Source organism: Nonomuraea composti, from assembly GCF_012034275.1.
GTDB lineage: Bacteria > Actinomycetota > Actinomycetes > Streptosporangiales > Streptosporangiaceae > Nonomuraea > Nonomuraea composti.
Genome location: NZ_JAATEP010000037.1, coordinates 24,324 through 44,721, shown reverse-complemented (window position 1 = coordinate 44,721; position 20,398 = coordinate 24,324). Strand labels below are relative to the sequence as shown.

24 protein-coding genes are annotated in these 20,398 nt (G+C 73.2%); 15 read left to right on the top strand and 9 right to left on the bottom strand.

What is annotated here, in order from left to right; genetic code table 11:
• Genes HCN51_RS38890 through HCN51_RS38860 form a run of 7 tightly spaced genes read left to right on the top strand, consistent with a single transcriptional unit; the run spans position 1 to position 6,931 of the window.
• Positions 1–1,305, top strand: coding sequence for an ABC transporter substrate-binding protein (locus tag HCN51_RS38890; protein ID WP_168017007.1), 1,305 nt, complete (start codon positions 1–3; stop codon positions 1,303–1,305).
• A complete protein-coding gene (locus tag HCN51_RS38885; RefSeq protein WP_168017005.1) occupies positions 1,302–2,276 on the top strand; it encodes an ADP-ribosylglycohydrolase family protein in 975 nt (324 codons plus the stop codon). Before HCN51_RS38890 ends, HCN51_RS38885 begins: the two co-directional genes overlap by 4 nt.
• A 6-nt stretch (positions 2,277–2,282) precedes the next feature.
• Entirely contained in the window at positions 2,283–3,308 is a 1,026-nt protein-coding gene (locus tag HCN51_RS38880; RefSeq protein WP_168017003.1) for an ADP-ribosylglycohydrolase family protein, read from the top strand.
• A complete protein-coding gene (locus HCN51_RS38875; RefSeq protein WP_168017001.1) occupies positions 3,305–4,444 on the top strand; it encodes an ADP-ribosylglycohydrolase family protein in 1,140 nt (379 codons plus the stop codon). Before HCN51_RS38880 ends, HCN51_RS38875 begins: the two co-directional genes overlap by 4 nt.
• A complete protein-coding gene (locus HCN51_RS38870; protein ID WP_168016999.1) occupies positions 4,441–5,781 on the top strand; it encodes an ADP-ribosylglycohydrolase family protein in 1,341 nt (446 codons plus the stop codon). The genes HCN51_RS38875 and HCN51_RS38870 overlap by 4 nt, the downstream gene beginning before the upstream one ends.
• Positions 5,778–6,662, top strand: a complete 885-nt coding sequence (gene rbsK / locus HCN51_RS38865; RefSeq protein WP_168016997.1) for a ribokinase — start codon at positions 5,778–5,780, stop codon at positions 6,660–6,662. The genes HCN51_RS38870 and rbsK overlap by 4 nt, the downstream gene beginning before the upstream one ends.
• A 59-nt stretch (positions 6,663–6,721) precedes the next feature.
• The gene (locus tag HCN51_RS38860; protein ID WP_080036847.1) at positions 6,722–6,931 is read left to right on the top strand and encodes a hypothetical protein; all 210 of its coding nucleotides are present in this window, start codon (positions 6,722–6,724) and stop codon (positions 6,929–6,931) included.
• 22 nt (positions 6,932–6,953) lie between these two features.
• Here HCN51_RS38860 and HCN51_RS38855 read toward each other — a convergent pair whose 3' ends face one another.
• A complete protein-coding gene (locus HCN51_RS38855; RefSeq protein ID WP_168016995.1) occupies positions 6,954–7,649 on the bottom strand; it encodes a FadR/GntR family transcriptional regulator in 696 nt (231 codons plus the stop codon).
• A 207-nt stretch (positions 7,650–7,856) separates the two neighbouring features.
• Here HCN51_RS38855 and HCN51_RS38850 point away from each other — a divergent pair, with 207 nt between their 5' ends.
• Complete coding sequence (locus HCN51_RS38850; RefSeq protein WP_168017096.1) at positions 7,857–9,518, top strand: 2-isopropylmalate synthase; 1,662 nt, start codon at positions 7,857–7,859, stop codon at positions 9,516–9,518.
• A 15-nt stretch (positions 9,519–9,533) separates the two neighbouring features.
• Positions 9,534–10,040 carry a nucleotidyltransferase domain-containing protein gene (locus HCN51_RS38845; protein ID WP_168016993.1) on the top strand — a complete coding sequence of 169 codons (507 nt, stop codon included), beginning with the start codon at positions 9,534–9,536 and terminating at the stop codon, positions 10,038–10,040.
• Positions 10,041–10,050: 10 nt separating this feature from the next.
• Here HCN51_RS38845 and pyrF read toward each other — a convergent pair whose 3' ends face one another.
• Entirely contained in the window at positions 10,051–10,866 is an 816-nt protein-coding gene (gene pyrF / locus HCN51_RS38840) for an orotidine-5'-phosphate decarboxylase (RefSeq protein WP_080036850.1), read from the bottom strand.
• Between the two features lie 117 nt (positions 10,867–10,983).
• On the opposite strand from pyrF, the gene HCN51_RS38835 reads away from it, so the two are divergent.
• A complete protein-coding gene (locus HCN51_RS38835; RefSeq protein ID WP_168016991.1) occupies positions 10,984–11,460 on the top strand; it encodes a DUF6968 family protein in 477 nt (158 codons plus the stop codon).
• A 3-nt stretch (positions 11,461–11,463) separates the two neighbouring features.
• Here the strand turns inward: HCN51_RS38835 and HCN51_RS38830 are convergent, their stop codons facing one another.
• Complete coding sequence (locus tag HCN51_RS38830) at positions 11,464–11,820, bottom strand: hypothetical protein (protein ID WP_168016989.1); 357 nt, start codon at positions 11,818–11,820, stop codon at positions 11,464–11,466.
• 83 nt (positions 11,821–11,903) lie between these two features.
• Here HCN51_RS38830 and HCN51_RS38825 point away from each other — a divergent pair, with 83 nt between their 5' ends.
• Positions 11,904–12,707, top strand: a complete 804-nt coding sequence (locus HCN51_RS38825) for an HAD family hydrolase (RefSeq protein ID WP_346433946.1) — start codon at positions 11,904–11,906, stop codon at positions 12,705–12,707.
• Between the two features lie 58 nt (positions 12,708–12,765).
• On the opposite strand, the gene HCN51_RS38820 is transcribed toward HCN51_RS38825, so the two are convergent.
• The 5 genes from HCN51_RS38820 to HCN51_RS38800 all read right to left on the bottom strand — a co-directional run bounded on the left by HCN51_RS38820 (position 12,766) and on the right by HCN51_RS38800 (position 14,620).
• The gene (locus HCN51_RS38820; protein ID WP_168016987.1) at positions 12,766–13,032 is read right to left on the bottom strand and encodes a hypothetical protein; all 267 of its coding nucleotides are present in this window, start codon (positions 13,030–13,032) and stop codon (positions 12,766–12,768) included.
• Between the two features lie 43 nt (positions 13,033–13,075).
• The gene (locus HCN51_RS38815) at positions 13,076–13,696 is read right to left on the bottom strand and encodes a TIGR00645 family protein (protein WP_168016985.1); all 621 of its coding nucleotides are present in this window, start codon (positions 13,694–13,696) and stop codon (positions 13,076–13,078) included.
• Positions 13,696–13,848 (bottom strand): hypothetical protein, encoded by a 153-nt coding sequence (locus HCN51_RS38810; protein WP_168016983.1) that lies wholly within the window; start codon positions 13,846–13,848, stop codon positions 13,696–13,698. The genes HCN51_RS38815 and HCN51_RS38810 overlap by 1 nt, the downstream gene beginning before the upstream one ends.
• Positions 13,849–13,967: 119 nt before the next feature.
• Entirely contained in the window at positions 13,968–14,177 is a 210-nt protein-coding gene (locus HCN51_RS38805; protein ID WP_168016981.1) for a hypothetical protein, read from the bottom strand.
• 101 nt (positions 14,178–14,278) lie between these two features.
• The gene (locus tag HCN51_RS38800) at positions 14,279–14,620 is read right to left on the bottom strand and encodes a winged helix-turn-helix transcriptional regulator (RefSeq protein WP_230465985.1); all 342 of its coding nucleotides are present in this window, start codon (positions 14,618–14,620) and stop codon (positions 14,279–14,281) included.
• An 82-nt stretch (positions 14,621–14,702) separates the two neighbouring features.
• Between HCN51_RS38800 and HCN51_RS38795 the strand changes: the two genes are divergently transcribed.
• Positions 14,703–15,350 carry an NADPH-dependent F420 reductase gene (locus HCN51_RS38795; RefSeq protein ID WP_168016979.1) on the top strand — a complete coding sequence of 216 codons (648 nt, stop codon included), beginning with the start codon at positions 14,703–14,705 and terminating at the stop codon, positions 15,348–15,350.
• A gap of 93 nt (positions 15,351–15,443) precedes the next feature.
• On the opposite strand, the gene HCN51_RS38790 is transcribed toward HCN51_RS38795, so the two are convergent.
• On the bottom strand, positions 15,444–16,103 hold the full coding sequence (locus HCN51_RS38790) for an endonuclease V (RefSeq protein ID WP_168016977.1): 660 nt from the start codon (positions 16,101–16,103) through the stop codon (positions 15,444–15,446).
• An 18-nt stretch (positions 16,104–16,121) separates the two neighbouring features.
• Between HCN51_RS38790 and HCN51_RS38785 the strand changes: the two genes are divergently transcribed.
• Genes HCN51_RS38785 through HCN51_RS38775 form a run of 3 tightly spaced genes read left to right on the top strand, consistent with a single transcriptional unit; the run spans position 16,122 to position 20,384 of the window.
• Positions 16,122–17,414: an alpha/beta hydrolase gene (locus HCN51_RS38785; protein ID WP_168016975.1), complete on the top strand. Its 1,293-nt coding sequence runs from the start codon at positions 16,122–16,124 to the stop codon at positions 17,412–17,414.
• Positions 17,360–18,760 (top strand): FAD-dependent oxidoreductase, encoded by a 1,401-nt coding sequence (locus HCN51_RS38780; protein WP_346433954.1) that lies wholly within the window; start codon positions 17,360–17,362, stop codon positions 18,758–18,760. The genes HCN51_RS38785 and HCN51_RS38780 overlap by 55 nt, the downstream gene beginning before the upstream one ends.
• 10 nt (positions 18,761–18,770) lie before the next feature.
• Positions 18,771–20,384, top strand: a complete 1,614-nt coding sequence (locus HCN51_RS38775; RefSeq protein WP_168016971.1) for an AMP-binding protein — start codon at positions 18,771–18,773, stop codon at positions 20,382–20,384.
• Positions 20,385–20,398: the final 14 nt, after the last annotated feature.

Genomic DNA, 20,398 nt, shown 5'->3' with positions numbered 1-20,398 from the left:
ATGCGAATCACGTCCGCTCTGGCGGCTGCGGCGATCCTCACGCTCGCCGCCGCGTGCGGCGGGGGAGGAGGCGGCGGCTCGTCGTCCGCCCCCAACGAGCCCGTCAAGATCAATTTCCTCAGCCTGGCGTGGCAGAAGGAGTCCGTCGCCGCGAACAAGCAGCTCGTGGACGAGTGGAACAAGGCCAACCCGAACATCCAGGTCACCTACGTCCAGGGCAGCTGGGACAACGTCAACGACCAGCTCGTCACCCAGTTCGCCGGCGGCACCGCGCCCGACGTCATCCACAACGACTCGCCCGCCCTGTCCGGCTTCGCCTCCGACGGCTACCTGCTCGACCTGAAGGACAAGCTGCCCTCCGAGCTCAAGAGCGACATCTCGCAGTCCGCCTGGGACACCGTCACCTTCGACGACGGCAAGGGCGGCCAGGGCGTGTACGGCGTGCCGTTCCTCCAGGAGTCGCAGGTCATCATCGCCAACAAGAAGCTGCTCGACGCCGCCAAGGTGCGCATCCCCACCGCGGACGACCCGTGGACCTGGGACGAGTTCTCCGAGGCCGCCAAGAAGATGACCAAGGACGGCTCGTACGGCGTCGCCTGGGCCATGAAGTCGCCCGTCAACAAGACCCTCAACCTGGCGCTCAACTTCGGCGGCACCTTCTTCCAGACCTCCGGCGGCAAGACCACCGTCAAGGTCGGCCCCGAGGAGCGCGAGGTGCTCCAGCGCATCCACGACCAGCTCTACAAGGACAAGTCCGCCGACCCCGACGCGCTCGGCCAGGGCACCGCCGACCCGCTGCCCGCCTTCTACAAGGGCAAGTTCGCGATGCTGCCCGCCGGCGTCTACCTGCGCCAGCAGGTCGTCGAGCAGGCGCCCGACGGGTTCGAGTGGGTCACGCTGCCCGCGCCCAAGGGCACCAGCGCGCAGCAGGGCGCCGTCTCCCAGACGCTGTCGATCGCGCAGGAGAGCGAGCACCCGGACGAGGCCATGAAGTTCATCTCGTTCTTCCTCAACGGCACCAACCAGGCCAAGCTCGCCAAGGGCGACTGGCTGCTGCCCACCTCGCAGAAGGCCGCCGCCGACCCGGCCATGACCACCGAGGAGAACGGCTGGGACGTCGCCACCGCCTCCGCCAAGAACCTCGTCGTCGCGCCGTTCCTGAAGGTGAACGGGTTCGACGAGTGGAAGAGCAAGGTCGCCACGCCGGCGCTGCAGGAGTACTTCGCCAATAAGATCACCATCGACCAGGCGGCGGCGAAGCTGGTCGAGGACGGGAACAAGGTGTTGGAGCGGTACCAGCGGTGATCACAGCGCGGGAACGGGCCCGAGGGTGCCTGCTCGGCCTCGCGGCCGGCGACGCCCTCGGCGCCCCGGCCGAGAACCTCACGCCGCAGGAGATCCGGCGGCGCTGGGGCCGGCTCACCGAGATCGAGGGCGGCGGCACCGACGACACCGAGTACGCCATCTTCGCCGCCTCCCTCCTCGTCCGCCACGGACACGCCCTCACCCCGGCCGACGTCGCCGCCGCCTACCGCACGGAGATCATCCCGCTGGTGACGGGGCCGATGCGCGGGGCCGGCTTCTCCGAGCTCGGCACCATCGAGGCGCTCCGCCGCGGCCTCCAGCCCCCGATGACGGGGCTGGTCCACTCGCACGGCTGGTCCGACGGCCTCGCCATGCGCGCCGCCCCCTACGGCATCTTCTGCCCGGGGGACCCGGCGGAGGCGGCCCGGCTGGTGGAGCAGGACGGCCTGGTCAGCGGCTCCGGCGAGGGCATCCTGGGCGGCCGCGCCGTCGCCGCCGCCGTCGCCTCGGCCATGGGCGGCGCCGCACCCCGCGAGGTGGTGCGCGCGGCCCTGTCGGTCGTCCCGGCCGACTCGTGGACGGCCAGGAACGTGGTGCGCGCCCGCGAAGCCCTCGACCGGTCCCCGGTCACCGGCGATGGGGCCGAGACGGTCGAGGCGTTGCACCGGGCCGTCGTGGTCGAGCACTACCCCTGGACGGACATCGCCCCCGAGGCGGTCGCGCTGGCCCTGGCCGCGTTCCTCGCCGGGGACGGTGACGTCGAGCGGGCGGTGACGTTCGGGGTGAGCCTGGGACGGGACGCCGACACCATCGGCGCGATCGCGGGCGCGATCGCCGGGGCGAGCCAGGGCGAGCGGGGCGTTCCCGCGCGCTGGGCCGCCAGGATCGGGCCCGTGACGGGCAAGTGCCTGCCCGTCGTGGCAGGAAGACACGTGCTGGACGTCGCCGACGAGCTGGCGGGAGGACTGTAGAACACCATGTCGGGGGACAGAATCAGGGGGGCCGTCATCGGCCTCGCCGTCGGTGACGCCGTGGGCTGGCCGGCGGGCAGGCACCGCGCCGCCCTGCACGCGCCCTGGAGCCGCCGCCTGCACCGCGAGCTGGACGCGTTCGCCGAGGAGCACCGTGTCACGACGCTCCCGGTGCCGTTCGCGCTGAACCAGCCGACCGCGCCGCTGCGGGTGGGCCCGTCCGACGACGCGGAGTGGCTGGCGTGGACGCTGCTGACCGCCGAGCGCCCGCGCGCCGAGGCGTTCAAAGAGCTCGCCGATACGGACGGCGGCGCGAGGCCCATGGGCAGCGGTGCGGCCGGCGGCGCGCAAGCCGATGCGCGGCCCCTCAAGGGACGGATCTCCGTGATGACCGCGCTGGACAACCTGGCCAAGGGGGCCGAGCCGCCCGCCTCGGGCCACGACAACCCGCACCATTTCGACGACGCCGCCGCCGTCAGGGCCGTCGCATTCGGGATCCTGGGGAGGGACCCGACGCCGGACGCCCAGGTGACGAACGCGGGCGACGGCGTGCTGGCCGCCCAGGCGATGGCCGCCGCCATCCAGGAGGCCGTGGCATCGGGGAGCGCGGGGGCGGCGGTCGAGGCGGCGCTGGCCGTCCTGCCGCCGGAGACCGCCATCGGCCACAACGCCCGCCTGGCGCTGGACGTCGCCAGGAAGGCGGGCGACCCGTTCGGCGCGATCCCCGCGCTGGACGCCGCGCTGCTCGACCACGTCTACAGCTACGGCGTGGGCGCCGCGCAGACCGTCCCGGTGGCGCTGGCGCTGGTGGAGACGGCGGGCGGGGAGCTCGCCAGGGCGGTGCCGGCGGCGGCCTGCCTGGCTCCGCTGGCCGACTCGGCGCCCGCGCTCGCCGGAGCGCTGGCGGGGGCGTGCGGCGGGTACGAGGCGATCCCGGAGGGGTGGACCGCCTCGGCCCGTACGCTGGCCGGCTGCTGCCTGCCTGACCTGGCGGGCCGTGATCTGATCGAACTACTGGAGGGAATCGCATGACGCCGCTTGAGGACAGGGCCACTGGCTGCGCGGCGGGGGCGGCGGTCGGTGACGCGCTGGGCGGCGCCACCGAGGGCTGGACTCCCGAGCAGATCGTGCAGCGGTACGGGGGCCGCGTCGAGGGCATCGTGCCGCCGTTCAACGAGGACTGGCGCAACGCGCGCCCCATCGCCCCGTACCACAAGGGCGACGGCCACATCACGGACGACACGTTGATGACGCACGCCCTGATCCGCGTGTACGAGAAGGTGGGCGGCCACCTGGACGCGTACGCGATGGCCGAGCACCTGGTGCCGGAGCTGATGGGGGAGCGGCGCTGGATCCCGGAGCTGGAGGCGGAGGCGCTGCCGTTGCAGCGCATCTTCCTGGCGGAGAAGTGGATCGTGGCGCGCCTGCACTACGGGCACGCGGACCCGCGCGAGGCGGGCGTGGGCAACATCGTGAACTGCGGCGCCGCCATGTACGTGGCGCCGGTCGGCATCGTGAACGCCGCCGACCCGGACGCCGCGTACGCCGAGGCGATCGAGCTGACGGGCGCGCACCAGTCGAGCTACGGCCGGGAGGCGGCGGGCGTGATGGCCGCCGCGGTGGCGGAGGCGATGCGGCCGGGCGCGACGGCCGACTCGGTGGTGGGGGCGTGCCTGCGCCTGGCCAAGGACGGCACGCGGGCCGCCATCGAGGCGGTCTGCGAGGCGGCGGCCGGGCTGGGGCATTGGGACGGCTCGTTCGAGGCGCTGCGGGCGGCCGTGCGGCCGTTCGACACGGTCGCCGACACCTACCGTGACCAGGGGCTGGGGGCGCGCCGGCCGAGCCGGGTGCACAGCATCGAGGAGCTGCCGCTGGCGCTCGGGTTCCTGGTGATCGCGAAGGGCGACTTCCGCGACACCGTGCTGGGCGGGGTGAACTACGGGCGCGACGCCGACTCGATCGCGTCCATGGGTGGGGCCATCGCGGGGGCGCTGGGCGGGCTGGAGTCGGTGCCGCAGGAGTGGGTGACGCAGGTGGCGGCGGCCAGCCGCACGGATTTGGTGGCGCCGGGGCTGGCCATCGCGGCGGTGGCGCGCCGCGTGCACGCCGACGATCTGGTACGCCGCCGCGCCCACGAGTCCGCCTTCGCCGCGCTCGAGCGCGCATGATCAGGCTCACCTGGGTCCAGCCGGAGGACCTCGTCGGCCACGAGCTGCGCCAGGCCACGGAGGACGGCAGGGACGGCCGGGATGTTCGAAGCATCGCGGCCCGCTGGCACGCGGCGGGCGGTCACGACGCCCCGCCCCGTGCGGGCGCCTCGGAGCCGGGCGCGGCCCGGCTGCGCGGCCTGGCGGAGGAGCTGCTGGACGAGCTGGCCGCCGTCCCGTCCCCGCTGCCGGAGCCGTCGGACCTGCCGGGCATCATCGCGGCCTGCCCCGCATGGCCGGAGAAGAGCACGGGAGTGGGAGCGGTGGATCCGGCGCGGGTGCTGGGGGCGTGGCTGGGGCGGGCGGCCGGGTGCGTGCTGGGCAAGCCCGTCGAGAAGATCCCGCGCCAGGGCATCAGGGAGATCGCCGAGGCCACCGGCAACTGGCCGATCCGCGGCTGGTTCACCGCGAAGGGCCTGCCGGACGACGTGGCCCGCCGCTGGCCGTGGAACCGCCGCAGCGCCGTCAACTCCCTGGCCGAGAACATCGACGGCATCCCCGAGGACGACGACCTCAACTACCCGCTGCTCGCCCTGTCCCTCCTGGAGCGGCACGGCCGCGGCTTCACCACCGAGGACGTGGCCCGGCTGTGGCTGGACGAGCTCCCGGCGGGCCGCACGTTCACGGCCGAGCGCGTCGCGTACCGCAACCTGCTGGACGGTGTGGAGCCGCCGGCGACGGCCACCTACCGCAACCCGTTCAGGGAGTGGATCGGCGCGCTGATCAGGGCGGACGTGTACGGCTGGGTGAACCCGGGCGACCCGGCGACCGCGGCCGGGTACGCCTGGCGCGACGCCCGGCTCACGCACACCGCGAACGGGATCTACGGGGCGATGTTCGCCGCGGCGATGTGTGCCGCCTCCATGGTGGCCACCTCGGCGGAGGAGGTCGTGCGGGCGGGCCTGTCGGTGGTGCCGGAGGGGTCGCGGCTGCACGAGGCCGTACGCCTGGCCGCCGAGGACGCGGCCGGCGAGGACGACTTCGAGCGGGTCGTGGACCGCCTGCACGAGCGGCACGGCCACCTGCACTGGGTGCACACGATCAACAACGCCGCCCTGGTGGCGGCCACGCTGATCCACGGCAAGGGTGACTTCACCGCCACCCTCGCCGGCGCGGTGGCCGGCGGCTGGGACACCGACTCGGCCGGCGCCACGGCGGGGGCCGTCGCGGGCGCGCTGGCCGGCGGCGTGCCGGAGCGGTGGCGCATGCGTGACAGCCTGGCCAGCAGCCTGACGGGTTTCGACGGGGTGGGTCTTGCCGAGCTGGCCGCCCGTACGCAGGAGATGATGAAGCCATGATCTCGGTTTTCGGCAGCGCCAACATGGACCTCGTCGCGTACGTCGCGAAAGCCCCCAAGCTGGGCGAGACGGTCACTGGTCACCGGTTCCGCACCGTGCCCGGCGGGAAGGGCGCCAACCAGGCGATCGCCGCCGCGCGCGCCGGCGGCGAGGTGGCGTTCCTGGGGGCGGTGGGCGACGACGGGTTCGGGGCGGAGATGCGCGCCACGCTCGCCGAGGCCGGGGTGGACGTGCGCGGCCTGCGCCAGGTGCCCGGCTCCAGCGGCATCGCGCACATCGTGGTCGACGACGACGGCTCCAACTCCATCATCGTCGTCCCCGGCGCGAACGGCACCGTCACCGGCCCCTCCGGCGAGGACCTGGCCGTGATCGCCGCGTCCAGCGCGCTGCTGCTCCAGCTCGAACTGCCCATGGAGGCGGTCGTGGAGGCCGCGCAGGCCGGCAAGGTGGCCGGCGTGCAGGTCTTCCTCACGCCCGCGCCCGCCCAGCCGCTGCCCGCCGAGCTGCTCGACGCCGTCTCGGTTCTCGTGCCGAACGAGCACGAGGCCGCTGCCATCACCGGCGCCGAAGGGCCCGATGCCGCCCTGGACGCGCTGCTGGAGCTGGTCGAGGAGGCCGTGATCACGCTCGGCTCCGACGGCGCCCTGTACGGGGCGCGGTCGGGGGAGCGGCTGCGGGTGCCGTCGGTGAAGGTGGACGCGGTCGACACGACGGCGGCCGGCGACACGTTCGTGGGGGCGCTGGCGGTGGCGCGCACCGAGCGGCGCGGCATGGCCGACGCGCTCGCCTTCGCCTCCATGGCGGCGGCGCTGTCGGTGCAGCGCGAGGGCGCCAGCACCTCCATGCCGACGCGCCGCCAGATCGAGGACGCCCTCGCCTGACCTGCCCCTTCACCGGATTCGGGCGGGTTCGGGCGGGTCCGTCGGGGCAGGTGAGGGCCATGAGTGAGACATCCGGCGAGCTGCCGGAAGCCGTGGGCGGGGTGAGCGGGGAGAGCGACGTGGTCGCCGAGCGCTCGGGCTGCAACACCCCGAAGTCGCGCCGCCCGATCTCGGCCGACCCGCCCGACGAGCTGGACGAGCCCGAGCCGGAGGAGGCGCCGGGCGAGGACGACGACGAGATCCGCCCGGACGTGGGCCCCACCGGCTGACCCCGGCGTGCACGCGCCACGGTCAGGGGTGCCGACGGTGGAGGAGGGCGAGGGTCTGCTCCAGCTCCGCCCGCAGGACCCCCTCGGCCGCGTCACCGTCGCCCAGCCGGATCGCCGCGACCAGCGCCGCGTGCGTGTCGTGCCCGGTGTTGGGATCGTGCGCCCGCAGCTCCAGCAGCTGCACGAGGTCGATCAGCCGCTCCCGCAGCGCGGGCGCGAACTCGGCGAACAGGTCGGTCAGCACCGGGTTGCCCGCCGCCGCCACGACGGCCGCGTGCAGCGCGATGTCGGCGTCCACGAAGGCCGCGTCGTCGCCGGCCGCCGCCCGCTCGCGCCCGCGCAGCGCCGACTCCAGCGCCGCCACGTCCTCGTCGGTACGCCGCCCGGCCGCCAGCCGCGCCGCCTGGGTCTCGACGATGACGCGCACCTCGTACACGTCGGTGATGGCGGCGCGCCGGAGCCGGGCGGGCCAGTCCTCGGCCGGCTCGGTGGCGATCACGAACACCCCGGACCCCTGCCGGGCCTGCACGAGCCCCGCTCCGGCCAGCGCCCGCAGCGCCTCCCGCACGGTCGAGCGGCCCACGCCGAGCGTCTTGGCCAGCGCGTTCTCCCCGGGCAGCCGGGTGCCGACCGGCCACTCGCCCTGCGTGATCTGCGCGCGCAGGTGCTCGGTGGCCTGCTCGACGAGAGGGCTGGGGCGGAGCGAGCCGAGCGGCATGACGGTGAACCTCTCAGGTTGTCTGAGGACCTGTGTGGTGATTAGTCTACCCCCATGACGTCGTACGGTCGCCTGCTTCTTGGCCGCCGCGGCGGGGCCTGACCGGACCGGCACCCCGCCGCGGTGGTCAGGGTGCCCGCCGGTCCCCCGTCACGACCCAGAGGGAAGTTCACCGTGTACGACTGGAACCGGCAGCGCCCCAGCGGCATGCCGTATCACCGCTACCGCCCCGTCCACGAGCGCGTCGAGGTGCCGCTGACCGGCCGCGCCTGGCCGGCGCGGCGCATCACCGAGGCCCCGCTGTGGGTGCCCGTCGACCTGCGCGACGGCAACCAGGCGCTGGCCGAGCCGATGGACCCGGAACGCAAGCGCCGCATGTTCGAGCTGCTCGTCGGCATGGGCTTCAAGGAGATCGAGGTCGGCTACCCGTCCTCCAGCCGGCTCGACTTCGACTTCATCCGCCACCTGGCCACCCCGGGCACCGTGCCCGAGGACGTGACCGTCGTGGTGTTCACGCCCGCCAGGAGCGAGCTGATCGAGCGTACCTTCGAGTCGATCGAGGGCATGTCGCGCGTGGTCGTGCACCTCTACACGGCCACCGCCCCCACCTGGCGCGAGGTGGTGCTCGGCCAGGACCGGGCCGCGCTGCACCGGATGATCAGAAGCTCCGCCGAGCAGATCGCCCGCCTGGCCGGCGACCGGGACGTGCGCTTCCAGTTCTCGCCCGAGGTCTTCAACCTCACCGAGCCGGACTACGTCCTGGAGATCTGCAACGACCTGACCGCCCTGTGGGACGCCTCGCCCGACCGGCCCGTGACCCACAACCTGCCCGCGACGGTCGAGGTGGCCACGCCCAACGTGTACGCCGACCAGATCGAGTACATGCACCGCCACCTCGACCGCAGGGACGCCGTGATCCTGTCGGTGCACCCGCACAACGACCGCGGCACCGGAGTGGCCTGCGCCGAGCTGGCCGTGCTGGCGGGGGCGCAGCGAGTGGAGGGCTGCCTGTTCGGCAACGGCGAGCGCACCGGCAACGTGGACCTGGTGACGCTCGCGCTGAACCTGCACGCCCAGGGCGTCGACCCGATGATCGACCTGTCCGACATCGACGAGGTGCGCAGGGTCGTCGAGCACTGCAACCGCCTGCCGGTGCCCGAGCGCCACCCGTACGCGGGCGACCTCGTCTACACCGCCTTCTCCGGCACCCACCAGGACGCCATCAACAAGGGCCTGGCCCACCACGCCAAGCGGGCCGCCGACCTGGGCGTGCCGCCGGAGCAGGCGCCGTGGGAGGTGCCGTACCTGCCGATCGACCCGGCCGACGTGGGCCGCGGCTACCAGGCGGTCATCCGCGTCAACAGCCAGTCGGGCAAGGGCGGCATCGCGTACCTGCTCAACACCCGCTACGGTCTGGAGCTGCCGCGGCGGCTGCAGATCGACTTCTCCGCGGTCGTGCAGCGGGCCACCGACGGCAGCGGCGAGGAGATCACCGCCGAGCAGCTCTGGGAGCTGTTCCACGCCACCTACCTGGCGCCGGGCGAGATCGGCGCGCCGGCCGGCTGGAGCACGGTGCAGACCGGGCCGGGCGTGCACGAGTTCACCGGCACGCTGCCGGGCGGCCGGCGGCTGAGCGGCACCGGCAACGGCCCGCTGTCGGCGCTCACCGCGGCCCTGGCCGGCGACGGGATCGACGTGGACATCCTGCACTACTCCGAGCACGCCCTCGGCCCCGGCAAGGGCGGCCGGGCCATCGCCTACGTCGAGGCCAAGGTGAACGGCACGACCTGCTGGGGCGCGGCCCAGGACACCTCGGTCCTGACCGCCTCCGTGCACGCGGTGCTGGCCGCCGTCCATCGGGTGATCTGATCTAGGATCGTCGTCATGTTCGAAGCGGGTGCGGTGCTCGGCGTGCTGGAGGCGTTGCGGAAGGCGGGCTGCGCCGTGTGGGTCGCCGGCGGCTGGGGCATCGACGCCCTCGTCGGCCGGGTCACCAGGGAGCACGGCGACCTCGACCTGCTGCACCGCGCCGAGCAGGAGCCGGCCGTGATCGCCGCCCTGGAGTCCCTGGGGTACGCCGAGCGCACCGAGGGCGTCGTCCCCGGGCGGCCCGCCCGCTTCGTCATGACCGGCCCCGGCGGGCGGGAGCTGGACCTGCACCCGCTGCACTTCCGGCCCGACGGCTCCGCGCTGCAGCGGCTCGACGACGAGGGCGGCGCGTTCACCTACCCGGCCGAGGTGTTCGTCACCGGCGAGATCGAGGGCGTGCGGGTGCCGTGCCTGTCAGTGGCCCAGCAGGTGCGCTTCCACCAGGGTTACCCGCCCAGGGAGCGCGACCTGCTGGACATGGCGCGCCTGCGCGAGGCGTACGGGATCGACACGCACTTCTGAGCGCCGGGCGTTACCGGGCGTCGGCGGCGAGGTGGGCGGCGCACTCGTCGCGGTAGCGCAGCGTGCGCGAGCGCACCAGCTTCGGGTCCGACAGCACGGCCCTCGACACCGACGGCAGGACCGCGTGCCGTACGGACCCGAACAGCCGCGCCACGTCGGCCGGGGTGGCTCCCTGCGCGCCCAGCCCGGGCGCCAGGATGGGCCCGTTCAGATCGTCGAGCGAGTGCTCCAGCTCGGGCAGCGTGGCGCCCATGACGACCCCGACGGGCCCGAACGGCGCGTGCCCCGCGTTCGCCGCGGCGGCGCCCGCCAGCACCTGGCCGGCCACGAGCCGCTGCAGCCCGGCCGCCTCCGGGTTCGACGTGCGGGCCAGCACGAACACGCCCGCGTCGTTGGCCATCGCCGAGGTGATCGCGCCCTCCAGCGAGCCGAAGCCCAGGTAGGGGCTGAGCGTGACGGCGTCGGCGGCCAGCGGGCTGCCCTTGTCGAGGTACGCCTCGGCGTAGGCGGCCATCGTGCTGTCGATGTCGCCGCGCTTGACGTCGAGCAGCACCAGCGTGCCCGCCTCGCGCAGGTCGGCGATCGTCCGCTCGAGGACGGCGATGCCCCGGCTGCCCCAGCGCTCGAAGAAGGCCGACTGGGGCTTGACCACGGCCGCGACGTCGGCCACCGCCTCGACCACCGTGCGGCAGAACCGCTCCAGCGCCGCGGGGGAGTCGTCGAGGCCCCAGGTGTGCAGGAGGGCGGGGCTCGGGTCGATGCCCACGCAGAGCGGCCCGCACTCGTCGAGCCTGGCTCGCAGGCGGCTCCCGAACGACTCGTTCATCTCAGCGCTCCCCAGGGCGAATGGTCCTCCGGCGACGATATGGTACGCGAGCCGCCGTTGCCTAACCGGTGCCCCTCCGAGTCTTCCGCGCGTGGCCCTGGGGGTAGATGAGCAGACATGTACGAGATCGCCCACCGGGTGCTGACGCTGCGCACCGATCCGCCACGCGAGGTCGTGGTCACGGTCGGCGTGCCGTACGAGGAACCGACGGGGGAGTGGTCGTGCCCCTACCGGATCGACGGGCTGGACGGCTGGGAGCACGAGCGGAAGGTCTCCGGGCTCGACTCGCTGGAGGCGGTCGAGCTGGCGATGGTGACGGTCAGGGCCGCGGTGGCGGGCTCGCACGAGGCCAGGGAGGGGTTGCTGGCCTGGGAGGAGGAGCCGGCCGGGCGGCGGGCGCGCACGGTGTACGTGAGCGTGGACCGGGCCAGGAACCTCGCCTACATCGCCATGAAGCACGAGATCGTGCCGGGTGAGGCGATGCGGCAGTTCGTGGCGGAGGACATCGTCCTCGACTACGGCGACGCCGGGCAGCTCCTCGGCCTGGAGCTCACGGACGCGGCCCGGCTGCTCCCCTCGGAGCTGCGCCTGTGACGGCTAGCGGTGCGACAGCAGCCACCGCCAGCGCGGGATCTCCAGCACCACCGTGACCACGGCCAGCACCGAGACCAGCGCGGCGGCGAACGCGTGCCAGGCCACCCACGCCGCCGCCACGGCCGCCACCACCTGGAGGAGGACGAGCAGGATCGTCACGAAGCCGGGCACGGCGACGATCACGTTCCGCTTGTCGCCCGGGGTGGAGAAGAGCGTGGGCAGCCCGATCAGGACGATCACCGACAGCACGGCCAGCGGCACCGAGTGCGGGGCCAGCGCCCACGGGGTCGCGACCCAGGCGACCAGCTCGGTGGCGAAGCGGAACACGGACGCCGTGCGGTCGTCCGGGCGGGGGGTCATGGGGGGAACTGTGTTGGACACGCGCGTACCCTACAGCGGATCTCTGAGGTGTTTCATCCGGATATGTCGCGATAATCGCTTCTGTGAGCAGCTTCCCCCGAATCGTGGCCACCGACCTTGACGGCACCCTCCTGTCCGACGCGGGCACCGTCACCCCCCGCACCAGGCAGGCGCTCCAGGCGGCCCGCGCGGCCGGCGCCGAGATCGTCTTCGTCACCGCCAGAGCCCCGCGCGGCGTGCGCGACATCGCCCGCCAGGCCGGCGTGTCCGGCACCGCGATCTGCAGCAACGGCGCCGTCGTGTACGACCTCGCCACCGACGAGATCACCCGCCAGTACCCCCTCGACCCGCGCACCGCCCGCCAGGTGGCCGAGGCCCTGGCCCTGGCGCTGCCCGGCGTCGGCCTGGCCGTCGAGACGGGCAGGAACATCCTGGTGGAGGCCGCCTACACCCGCCGGATCGAGCACGACCTGGCCTTCTACCGCGAGGTGGAGTCGGTCTTCGACGAGGACCGGCCCATCGTCAAGCTGCTCGCCCTGTCCCCGGCGCACACGGCGGACGAGATGTACGCGGCCGTGGCCGCCTCGATCGGCGACCTGGCCGAGGTCACGTACTCGGGCATGGAAGGGCTCCTGGAGATCAGCGCCGCCGGCGTCACCAAGGCGGTCACGCTCGGCCGGCTCTGCGCGGAGCGGGGCGTCGAGGCGGGGGACGTGGTGGCGTTCGGGGACATGCCGAACGACCTGGCGGTGCTGCTGTACGCGGGGGCCGGGTACGCGATGGCCAACGCGCACCCGATGGTGCTGTCGGCGGCCGGCCACCGCACCCTGTCGAACGACGAGGACGGCGTGGCCGTGGTGCTGGAGAACCTCCTGGCCGCCCGCTGAGACCTTGCTTGGCGAGACCTCGGTGCCCGCCCACCCCCGCGGGCGGGCACGTACGGCCTCATGCGTCGTCGTCCGACACGCGCGAGGCGCCCTCGCAGGTGGTGGGCGACTTGCTGAGCAGCGGAACCAGGCCGCCACAGGTGCTCACCGGCAGCGACACGGGCTCGATGATCTCGTCATTGAAGATGATCACGTCACCGATCAGCGACGACGAGCCCTGCTTCGCGCCGCCGCTGCCCTCCGCCTCGGCGGCCGCCCCGGTGCCGCAGAGCAGCGCCAGGACGACCGCCGGGAGCCCCGCGAACGCGGCGCCGCGTACCCTCATCCCGCGCTCCGCCCGGAACCGCGGCACGCCGGCGCACGCCCGCTCACGCGGCCATCCGCTCCGGCTGCAACTGCCCCGGCCGCTCGGCACCGCCGGTGCCGTGCTGCGGCCGGCCACCGGCCATGATGCGGTCGATGGTGGCCAGCGCCAGCGCCGAGACGACGAAGGTCAGATGGATCAGGGTTTTCCATATCAGCTCTCTGTCGGTGATGGTGGGCCGGGCCGCGTTGATGAAGATCTGCAGCAGGTGGATGGATGAGATGCCGACGATCGCCATGGCCAGCTTGACCTTGAGCACGTTGGCGTTGACGTGGGAGAGCCACTGCGGCTGGTCGGGGTGCCCCTCGATGCGCAGCCGCGAGACGAACGTCTCGTAACCCCCTATGATGACCATGATCAGCAGGTTGGAGATCATGACGACGTCCACGAGGCCGAGGACGATCAGCATGACCGCGGTCTCCGGCGGGTGACCGGTGAAGCCGAGGTGGACCAGGTGGAGCAGCTCCATCATGAACCGCCACACGTACACCACCTGGGCGACGATCAGCCCAAGGTACAGAGGCGCCTGGAACCAGCGGCTGAGGAACATGACGTAGCCGACGCGCCCGGATCTCGTCCGTGGCTCGGTCGGCGAGTCCGCCACGGACAGTCGCGCGAGTCGCACTACGACGTCAGCAGGTTGATGTGCTGGACGTAGGTGCTGATGTCGACGCGGGGCGGATCGGAGCCGAGACTGTCGAGGGTGATCGGTGGTGCGCCGCCCGCCAGTGCGAGGGCGGTCAGGGCGGTGAGGGCGGCCAGGACGCGGACCTTCAACGGAACTCCTTGCTGCTCTTCGGTTTTCTGGGACCGGGCGGCGCGGATCTGGCGCGCCGCCCGCACCGGTTGTCCCGGTCGTCGAGAGGTGACCTTCGCCGGCGGTCTGCGCCCGGCGATCAGGGGGCCAGGCAGGACACCCCGGGCATCTCGGCGGGCAGGCCGGGCGCGGCCGGGTCGACGGCCCCGGGCAGGCCCGTGGCGCCGTGCGTGAGGCACTCGGCGATCATCATCGGATCGACGACGGCGTACGAGGCGGGCGCGGCGAGCACGGTCAGGCCGCCCGCGATGACAGCGGCGCCGGCGATCCTGCGGACAGTGAAGAGCATGGAACCTCCTGGGTAACGGTAATGAACAACCCTCGACTAGCTACCCAGAGTAGTGATTCGGTAACACTGGGCTCAAGTAAAGTGTTGCGCCCACTCCATGCTCAGGCGGGCTCGTAGCGGTCCTGGGCGGCCATGACCTCGTCGCCGTGGTCGGCCGCCCACGCGCCGAACGCCTCGATCGGGCCGAGCAGCGAGCGGCCCAGGCCGGTCAGCTCGTACTCGACCCTGGGCGGGGCCTCGGCGTAGACGCGCCGCGCCACCAGGCCGTTGTACTCCAGGCGGCGCAGCGTCTCGGTCAGGACCTTCGTGCTGATGCCGCCGATCTCCGCGCGCAGCCGCCCGGGCCGGCGTGGGCCGTGGCGCAGCGCCCAGACGACGACCGCGTTCCAGGTGTTGGCCATCAGGTCGAAGGCGAGTCTGGCCTGGCAGTCGGCGAGGAACAACGCGACCCTCCATTGGGCACCGAATGGTGCGTGTCGGAACTTCTACCGTCCCAGTAAAGCCCTAACAGACGGAGGACGGACAATGCGGATCGGGATCCTGGGCGCGGGCGGCATGGCGGACGCCCTGGGCACGCAGTGGGCACGCGCCGGGCACGAGGTGACGGTGAGCGGGCGGGACCTGGGCCGGAGCGCGGCCCAGGCGGCCCGGATGACCGCTGCGGCGGGCGCTGAGGTGCGGGCCGGGAGCTACGCGGAGGCGGGCGCGTTCGGCGAGGTCGTGGTGGTGGCCGTCAGGGAGGAGGGGCTGCTGGACACGCTCCAGGCCGCCGGCGCGGCGCTGCGCGGCAAGGCGCTGATCGACGTCACCAACGCCGCCCCTCTCACGTACGACCTCACGCGCTCCCACGCCCGCCTGATCGGTGACATCACCGGCGGGCACGTGGTGAAGGCGTTCAACCTGTGTCACGTGGACGTGTGGCGGATGACGCCGCCCGTCTTCGACGGCAGGCCGCTGGCGGTGCCCCTGTGCGGTGACGACCCCGAGGCGCTGGCCGCCACCCGCACGCTCGTCGCCGACCTGGGCTGCATCCCCGTGGACGGGGGCGGGCTGGAACGGGCGGCGCTGCTGGAGGCGACGGCGGCGTTCGTGATCGGCCTGTGGTTCGGCGGCGCCGACGCCCAGGCCATCCTCCCGCCCTTGGCCTCGTCGGGCGCCCACGGATCCTCCTGAGGGGGGCTTGCGGGGCGGCGCCGCTGGGGGCGACGGGCGGCGGGCGAGGGGCGGCCGGCGGCTAGGGCGAGCGCCGGGCGAGACGGCCGGCGGTCAGGACGGGTGGCGGGCCAGGTGGTCGGCGCGGCGGACCGGCTCCGGGAGGCGGAAGCGCGGGGTCAGGCGCAGGACCTGGTCCGTGGCGACGTCCAGCGAGATGCGGTGGCCCTGTGAGACGTACACGGGTTTGACCTCCCGCTGCGTCCGCAGGGCGCGGCCCACCGTGGCGCCGTCGTGCACGATCGGCGTCCACGCCCCCCGCTCCGGCCCCGGCGGCTCGTGCGTGCCGACGAACGGCGTCTTGCCCACACCCAGCGCGGGCAGCCCCGTCAGCACGCCCAGATGGCAGGCCAGGCCGAAGCCGCGCGGGTGCGCCAGCCCGTACCCGTCGCACACCAGCAGGTCGGGCGTCACCGTGAGCCGTTCGAGCGCCGCCACCAGCGCCGGCAGCTCGCGGAAGGCGAACAGGCCCGGCACGTACGGGAAGGCCGCCTCACCGTGCGCCACCACCTCCTCCACCGGCTCCAGCGTGCCGCCGTCGAGGACGACCACCGCGGCCGTCAGCGCGTCGTCGCCGCGGTAGTGCACATCCAGCCCGGCCACCAGCGCGAACGAGCCGGGCCCCGACAGCTCGACCTCGCCACGCAGCCGGTCCTGGATGGCCTCCGCCTCGGCGACACTGCCGGGCCACGGGTGAAGCTGCTTCACATGCACCCGGCCTAAGGTATCCCCATGCGCGAGGTCCTGGTGATCGTCGGTCCAGAGGTGGTGGCGGACGCCGAACTGCTCGGCGAGATCGCCCGCCGCGAGTTCGCCGCGCTGGGGGTGGCGGGCCGGCTCGTCCACGCCCGCGACGCCGCCCACGTGCGCTCCCTCATGCGTACGGAGGACGTGGTCGTCGTCGTCCCCGCACCCGGCCCCGACGCCCGGACCCTGCTCCGGCAGCCGCCCGGCACCGGGGTGGTGGTGCCGGTCGACATCGACCGCGTCCCGGGCGCCCGGCACATCCACGGCCGCGGCCTCGCGGGCCTGGCCTGGGCCATCCGCCACGCCGTCCACCGCGCTCGCCACCCGCAGGTACGCCGGATCCCCTACGGCCCATCACCCGAGCAGTGGGGCGACCTGTACCTCCCACCGGCGCCCGAAGCGGGGGCGGCGGTCGCAGGTGCAGGCCCTGCGGAGGTGCCCGGTGCGGCGGGCGTGCCCGGTGGGGTGCCGGTCGTGGCGCTGGTGCACGGCGGGTACTGGCGGTCGGTCTGGGCGGCCGACCTCATGGAGGCGCTGTGCGCGGACCTGGCGGCGCGCGGGTTCGCGGCGTGGAACCTGGAGTACCGCCCCCCGGACCTGCACGGCTGGGCCGCGACCCGGCATGACATCACCGCCGGCCTGGCCGCCCTCCACGCCATCGCCCCCACCACCCCGGCGGGCCCGACCCTCGCCGCCCGACGTGCGGAGCCGGGGCATGGGCCAGATGCACCCGACCCCGCCGAGCCGCGCAATGGGCCAGACGCACCTGACCGCGCCGAGCCACAGCCCTCGTCAGCCGCGCCCGGTCAGGCCGTCCCGCAGCCCCCAGCACTCGACCTGGACCGGATCGTCGTGGCCGGCCACTCGGCGGGTGCGCAGCTCGCCCTGCGTGCCGTGGCCGACGGCGCCCGGGTGGCGCTGGCCGTGTCGCTGGCGGGCGTGCTCGACCTGCAACAGACGGACCGCCGCTGGCTCAGCCACGGCGCGATGGCCGCAGCCCTGAGCCAGGGTGCCCTGGACGAGGGTGAGTTGCTCGCCTCCTCACCCCTCCTCCGCCTCCCCCTGGGCGTCCCGCAGATCGTCGTCCAGGGCAGGGGCGACGACGTCGACCTGGTCGACTTCTCCCGCCGCTACGTCGCCGCGGCCCGTCAGGCGGGGGACGAGGTGACGTACCTGGAGCTGCCCGGCGACCACCAGGACGTGATCACCCCCGGCACCCCGATCTGGCAGGCGACGGCCGCCGCCATCACCAGAGCCGTCACCGCCGCCGTCACCTAGACAACCCCCGCCCCCCGCCGTACGAAGGAGAGATGGAGGTCTCGATCGTCGGCGCCGGGCTGGTCGGCTGCCTGCTCGCCTGCTACCTGGCCCGCCGCGGCCACCACGTCACCCTGTACGAGCGCCGCCCCGACCCCCGGGAGCGCGGCCCGGACCGGGGCAGGTCGATCAACCTGGCGATCTCGCGCCGGGGCATCGACGCCTTGAGCCGGATCGGGCTCGACGGCAAGGTGCTGCACGCGGCGCTGCCGATGGCGGGCCGGATGATGCACGGCATGGACGGAGCGCTCACGTTCCAGCCGTACAGCGCGGACCGGTCGCAGGCGATCAACTCGATCGGCCGCGCCGACCTGAACAGGGAGCTGCTGGAGGCGGCGAGCGCGCAGCCGGGTGTGGAGGTGCGGTTCGGGTGCCGGTTGACGGGCCTGGACGAGCGGACGGGGCGATTACGGTTCGCCTCGGGCGAGGAGGCCGAGGCCGGGGTGGTGATCGGCGCGGACGGGGCGTACAGCGCGGTGCGGGCCAGGTTGCAGCAGCTCCCGGGCGTGAGCTTCAGCCAGGAGTGCCTGGACTACGGCTACAAGGAGCTGTCGATCCCGCCGCAGGACGGGCGGTTCGCCCTGGATCCGGGTGCGTTGCACATCTGGCCGCGGGGTCGTTCCATGATGATCGCCCTGCCGAACCCGGACCGCTCGTTCACCTGCACGCTGTTCTGGCCGCACGACACGCTCGCCGCGCTCGACACCCCGCAGCGGATCAGGGCGTACTTCGCCGAGCACTACCGGGACGCGTTCGGGCTGATGCCGGACCTGGTGCCGGACTTCCGGGGCAACCCGGTGGGGCATCTGGTCACGATGCGCTGCTCGCCGTGGCACGCCGGCGGCGGGGACGCGGTGGTGGGGCTGGTCGGTGACGCCGCGCACGCGATCGTGCCGTTCTACGGGCAGGGCGCCAACTGCGGGTTCGAGGACTGCGTGGAGCTGGACCGCTGCCTGGACGAGGCGGGCGACGACTTCCCGAGGGCGCTGGAGCTGTTCGAGCGGCGCAAGGCGGACACGGACGTGATCGCCCGGCTGGCGCTGGACAACTTCGTCGAGATGCGCGACAAGGTCGGCTCGCGGGTGTTCCTGGCGGGCAAGCGGCTGGAGCACGCTCTGGAGCGGGTGCTGCCCGGTTACGTCTCGCGCTACGAGCTGATCTCGTTCTCGACGACCCCGTACTCGCAGGTGGAGCGGCGGGTGGCGCGCCAGCGGCGGTTAGCTGTGGCGGCGGGGGCGGCGCTGGTGGCGCTCGGGTTCGCGGCGCGTCGCCGCCGGGGTCTGGTGCGTACGCCCGAGGCCGACTGACACTGTGGGCATGCTGTCGTACTCCAGCGCCACCGCCGACACTCCGCTCCTGGGCGAGACCATCGGCGAGAACCTCGAACGCACCGTGGCCCGCTTCGGCGACCGGGAAGCCCTCGTGGACGTCCCGTCGGGCCGGAGATGGACCTACACGCAGCTCGACGCGGACGTCGACGACCTGGCCAGGGCCCTGCTGGCGAGGGGCATCGCGAAGGGCGACAGGGTGGGCATCTGGGCGCCCAACAGGGCCGAGTGGGTGATCGTCCAGTACGCCACCGCCAAGATCGGCGCGATCCTGGTCAACGTCAACCCGGCCTACCGCACGCACGAGCTGCGTTACGTCGTCGAGCAGTCGGGCATGCGGCTGCTCATCAGCGCCCTGTCGCACAAGGGCAGCGACTACCGGGCCATGGTGACGGAGGTCGGCTTCTCCGACGTCGTCTACCTGGACGACCCGAGCTGGGAGCGGCTGACGGAGGCCAAGGCGGACCCGGCGGCCCTGCGCGCCCGGATGGCGGAGCTGGCCTTCGACGACCCGATCAACATCCAGTACACCTCGGGCACGACCGGCTTCCCGAAGGGCGCGACGCTGTCGCACCACAACATCCTCAACAACGGCTTCTTCGTCGGCGAGTTGATCCACTACACCGAGGCGGACCGGGTGTGCCTGCCGGTGCCGTTCTACCACTGCTTCGGCATGGTGATGGGCAACCTGGGCGCCACCTCGCACGGCTCGTGCATCGTCATCCCGTCACCGGGCTTCGACGCCGAGGCCACGCTGCGCGCGGTGGAGGAGGAGCGGTGCACGTCGCTGTACGGGGTGCCGACGATGTTCATCGCCGAGCTGGCACTGGCCGCCAAGTTCGACCTGTCGTCGCTGCGCACGGGCATCATGGCGGGCTCGCCGTGCCCGGTGGAGGTGATGAAACGGGTCGTCGGCGAGATGAACATGCGCGAGGTCGCCATCTGCTACGGCATGACCGAGACGTCACCGGTGTCCACGATGACCAGGTCCGACGACGACCTGGCCCGCAGGACGGAGACGGTGGGCCGGGTGATGCCGCACGTCGAGGTCAAGATCGTGGACCCGGAGACGCGGCTGACGGTGCCCAGGGGCGAGCCGGGCGAGCTGTGCACGCGCGGCTACTCGGTCATGCTCGGCTACTGGAACGAGCCGGACAAGACGGCCGAGGCCATCGACGCGGCCCGCTGGATGCACACGGGCGACCTGGCCACCATGGACGAGCACGGCTACGTCAACGTGGTCGGCCGGATCAAGGACCTCATCATCAGGGGCGGGGAGAACATCTACCCGCGCGAGATCGAGGAGTTCCTGTACGGCCATCCGGACATCGCCGACGTGCAGGTCATCGGGGTGCCCGACGAGAAGTACGGCGAGGAGGTCATGGCCTGGGTGATCATGCGGCCCGGCGCGGAGCCGCTGACGCCGGAGCGGCTCAGGGAGTACTGCGCGGGCAGGCTGGCGCACTTCAAGATCCCCCGGTACGTGCGCGTCGTGGACGCGTTCCCGCTCACGGTGACCGGGAAGATCAGGAAGGTGGAGATGCGGGAGCGTTCCGTGGAACTGCTCGGCCTGCGGGACGCGGCGGGCATGCGGAACGCCTGAACGGGTGTGACCGG

Excerpts from the sequence above, each read along its gene's own strand:
- HCN51_RS38890 (WP_168017007.1), top strand. The coding sequence starts at position 1 with ATGCGAATCACGTCCGCTCTGGCGGCTGCGGCGATCCTCACGCTCGCC.
- HCN51_RS38880 (WP_168017003.1), top strand. The coding sequence starts at position 2,283 with ATGTCGGGGGACAGAATCAGGGGGGCCGTCATCGGCCTCGCCGTCGGT.
- HCN51_RS38875 (WP_168017001.1), top strand. The coding sequence starts at position 3,305 with ATGACGCCGCTTGAGGACAGGGCCACTGGCTGCGCGGCGGGGGCGGCG.
- HCN51_RS38870 (WP_168016999.1), top strand. The coding sequence starts at position 4,441 with ATGATCAGGCTCACCTGGGTCCAGCCGGAGGACCTCGTCGGCCACGAG.
- rbsK (WP_168016997.1), top strand. The coding sequence starts at position 5,778 with ATGATCTCGGTTTTCGGCAGCGCCAACATGGACCTCGTCGCGTACGTC.
- HCN51_RS38860 (WP_080036847.1), top strand. The coding sequence starts at position 6,722 with ATGAGTGAGACATCCGGCGAGCTGCCGGAAGCCGTGGGCGGGGTGAGC.
- HCN51_RS38855 (WP_168016995.1), bottom strand. The coding sequence starts at position 7,649 with ATGCCGCTCGGCTCGCTCCGCCCCAGCCCTCTCGTCGAGCAGGCCACC.
- HCN51_RS38850 (WP_168017096.1), top strand. The coding sequence starts at position 7,857 with ATGCCGTATCACCGCTACCGCCCCGTCCACGAGCGCGTCGAGGTGCCG.
- HCN51_RS38845 (WP_168016993.1), top strand. The coding sequence starts at position 9,534 with ATGTTCGAAGCGGGTGCGGTGCTCGGCGTGCTGGAGGCGTTGCGGAAG.
- pyrF (WP_080036850.1), bottom strand. The coding sequence starts at position 10,866 with ATGAACGAGTCGTTCGGGAGCCGCCTGCGAGCCAGGCTCGACGAGTGC.
- HCN51_RS38835 (WP_168016991.1), top strand. The coding sequence starts at position 10,984 with ATGTACGAGATCGCCCACCGGGTGCTGACGCTGCGCACCGATCCGCCA.
- HCN51_RS38830 (WP_168016989.1), bottom strand. The coding sequence starts at position 11,820 with ATGACCCCCCGCCCGGACGACCGCACGGCGTCCGTGTTCCGCTTCGCC.
- HCN51_RS38820 (WP_168016987.1), bottom strand. The coding sequence starts at position 13,032 with ATGAGGGTACGCGGCGCCGCGTTCGCGGGGCTCCCGGCGGTCGTCCTG.
- HCN51_RS38805 (WP_168016981.1), bottom strand. The coding sequence starts at position 14,177 with ATGCTCTTCACTGTCCGCAGGATCGCCGGCGCCGCTGTCATCGCGGGC.
- HCN51_RS38795 (WP_168016979.1), top strand. The coding sequence starts at position 14,703 with ATGCGGATCGGGATCCTGGGCGCGGGCGGCATGGCGGACGCCCTGGGC.
- HCN51_RS38785 (WP_168016975.1), top strand. The coding sequence starts at position 16,122 with ATGCGCGAGGTCCTGGTGATCGTCGGTCCAGAGGTGGTGGCGGACGCC.
- HCN51_RS38775 (WP_168016971.1), top strand. The coding sequence starts at position 18,771 with ATGCTGTCGTACTCCAGCGCCACCGCCGACACTCCGCTCCTGGGCGAG.